4 protein-coding genes are annotated in these 2629 nt (G+C 69.5%); all 4 read left to right on the top strand.

All coding sequences use genetic code 11. The features are described 5' to 3' along the window. Nucleotides 1-243 precede the first annotated feature (243 nt). Nucleotides 244-789: a ribosome maturation protein RimP gene (locus G6020_RS07790; RefSeq protein WP_182610234.1), complete on the top strand. Its 546-nt coding sequence runs from the start codon at nucleotides 244-246 to the stop codon at nucleotides 787-789. Next, the gene (gene nusA / locus G6020_RS07785) at nucleotides 786-1772 is read left to right on the top strand and encodes a transcription termination factor NusA (protein ID WP_179525437.1); all 987 of its coding nucleotides are present in this window, start codon (nucleotides 786-788) and stop codon (nucleotides 1770-1772) included. Before G6020_RS07790 ends, nusA begins: the two co-directional genes overlap by 4 nt. Before the next feature lie 140 nt (nucleotides 1773-1912). After that, on the top strand, nucleotides 1913-2215 hold the full coding sequence (locus tag G6020_RS07780; protein ID WP_182610233.1) for a YlxR family protein: 303 nt from the start codon (nucleotides 1913-1915) through the stop codon (nucleotides 2213-2215). 166 nt (nucleotides 2216-2381) lie between these two features. After that, a partial coding sequence (locus G6020_RS07775; RefSeq protein ID WP_182610232.1) for a translation initiation factor IF-2 N-terminal domain-containing protein occupies nucleotides 2382-2629 on the top strand: 248 nt, incomplete at its 3' end.

Here is a 2629-nt window from a genome sequence, read left to right as displayed (position 1 = left end):
CCAACGGCACCAGGGGGTCCGGCTCGTCGTCGACCAGGGGCAGGGCGCAACCCCCGGCGGCCGCCACTCCGGTGGCGACCGCCGTCACCGCGACGAACCGTCGGCGCGACACGGGGGTGGTGGAGGAAACGGGCACCCCGACATCCTGCCAGGGCCCGTCGGCCGCCGGACCGGGGGCGGTACAGTGATCCGGCCCGTCCGCAATCCGGATCGGCACCCACCAGCAGCGACGCCAGGAGCAACGTGATCGTCCCCGAGCCCGACAGGGCCCATATCCGTAGAGCGGTCGCCGACCGTGGACTCGAACTCGAGGAGATCCGGGAGGATTCACGGGCCGCCGACTGGCACGTGACCGTGGTCGTTGACGGCGACTCCGGTGTCACACTGGACGATCTCGCGACGCTGTCCACCGGCCTCGACGACCTCGCCGAACAGTGGGGTGGGCCCGACCGGGCCGTGACGTTCGAGGTGACGAGCCGCGGCGTGGGCGCCCCGCTCGAGGCACCCAGGCACTGGAGGCGGGCGCGCGGGCGTCAGGTCGACGTGAGTTACGTCGACGGTGTCACCGGCCCCGCCCGCGGGCGGATCGGAGACCTCGACGAGGAGACGGGGACCGTACGTCTGGTCCGCAGGTCGGGTCGTGGGATGCGTGTGGACTCGGTACCGTTGGACGACGTGGCACGCGCTGTGATCCGGGTCGAGTTCCGGCCCGCTCCGGAGGACGAACTCGCCCTCCTGTCGGAGCCCGCGGACCCCGGACGAGGCGTGCGAGGAGGAGAAGACAGTTGAACATCGACATGGCGGCGCTGAACATGTTGTCCCAGGAGCGGGAGATCCCGCTGGACGACCTGGTGCGGACGCTGGAGAACGCACTGCTCACCGCGTACAAGCGCACCGATGACGCGCACCGCGTCGCGCGGATCCAACTCGACCGGAAGGCCGGGACCGTCGCGGTCATGGCGGCCGAGGTCGACGACGAGGGCAATCGGATCGGCGAGTTCGACGCCACCCCGTCCGATTTCGGCCGGGTGGCCGCGGCGACGGCCCGGCAGATCATCCTGCAACGCCTGCGCGAGGCCGAGACCGAGCGGATCTACGGCGACCTGGTCGCCCGTGAGGGCGAGGTGGTCAGCGGGGTCATCCAGTCGGATTCCCGTGCGAACGCGCGGGGGATCGTCGTCGTGCACATCGGGCCCGAGAACGGCGGTACCGAGGGCACCATCGCACCGGCCGAGCAGGTCCCGGGCGAGACCTACCAGCACGGCGACCGCATCAAGTGCCACGTCGTGGGGGTGCACAAGGGGCCGCACGGTGCCTCCGTCTCCCTGTCGCGAACCCACCCCGATCTCGTCCGTGGACTCTTCGCCCTGGAGGTACCGGAGATCGGTGACGGATCCGTCCGGATCTCGGCGATCGCCCGCGAGGCCGGACATCGGACCAAGATCGCCGTGGAGACGACGGTGTCGGGCCTCAACGCCAAGGGCGCCTGCATCGGGCCGAACGGCGCCCGGGTCCGGGCGGTGATGGCGGAACTCAACGGAGAGAAGATCGACATCGTCGACTTCGACGAGGACCCCACGGTGTTCGTGGGTAACGCGCTCTCTCCGGCGAAGGTCATCTCCGTGACCGTCGCGGACGCCGAGACGAGGGCTGCGCGCGTCGTGGTCCCCGATTACCAGCTCTCGTTGGCGATCGGCAAGGAGGGGCAGAACGCCCGCCTGGCCCACCGGCTGACGCAGTGGCGGATCGACATCCACAGCGACGCGGAGTGACGTCCGGCACGGTCGCGGTCCACGCGGTCGGGCGCGCCGTTAGTGTCGATAGTCAACGACCTGTAGACTCACCAGATGTCACAGTGACTTCACGTCCACCCACTCGCGTGGGAGGGACGGCGAGAAACCGAGGCGGTCTCATGCGGGTGCATCACGACCAGCAGAAGGGCCCGGCCGAGGTGCCGGGTCCGGTGAGGACCTGCGTCGGCTGTCGCCGCCGGGATTCCGATTCCCGGTTACTGCGGATCGTTCACGATCCGCGGGCGTCAGCCCTCTCGCCGGACCCCGACCGGCGAGCGGTCGGGCGGGGAGCCTGGGTGCACCGTGACGAGCGGTGCATCGCGACAGCACTCGACCGCAAGGCCTTCACCAGGTCCCTGCGGGTCGCCGGGAACGTGTCCCAGGATGCGATCTCGGAGGTGCTCGAGACGCTATCGTCGTGAGCACGAGACCACCCGTCGGCCGCATGGGCCGACCGGGGGAGCACAAGAGAAGGAACGGACCAGACACGATGAGCACACCGTGAAGTTCCAGCGATGAACGTCCATCGAATGTAGACCGAGGTCGCGCGGCCAGCCCTGCCGTGAAGACCTCGCAGTGAGGAGAGCAGTGGCAGGCAAGCCCCGGGTACACGAGCTGGCAAAAGAGTTCGGTATCACCAGTAAAGAACTTCTGACGAAACTCCGCGATCAGGGAGAGTTCGTCAAATCCGCATCGTCGACCCTCGAGGCCCCGGTGGTCCGACGTCTCCGTGCGTCGCACGCACCGTCCGACGGTGGAGTCGACTCCGCGCCGTCGAGCCCCGGCTCCGGTGGACCCGCGGCGCTGAAGCCCGGCGCGGCGCCCACGCCGGCCCC

It is taken from the genome of Dietzia sp. B19, from assembly GCF_014145155.1.
Lineage (GTDB): Bacteria > Actinomycetota > Actinomycetes > Mycobacteriales > Mycobacteriaceae > Dietzia > Dietzia natronolimnaea.
This window is presented reverse-complemented; position numbering and strand designations above follow the sequence as displayed.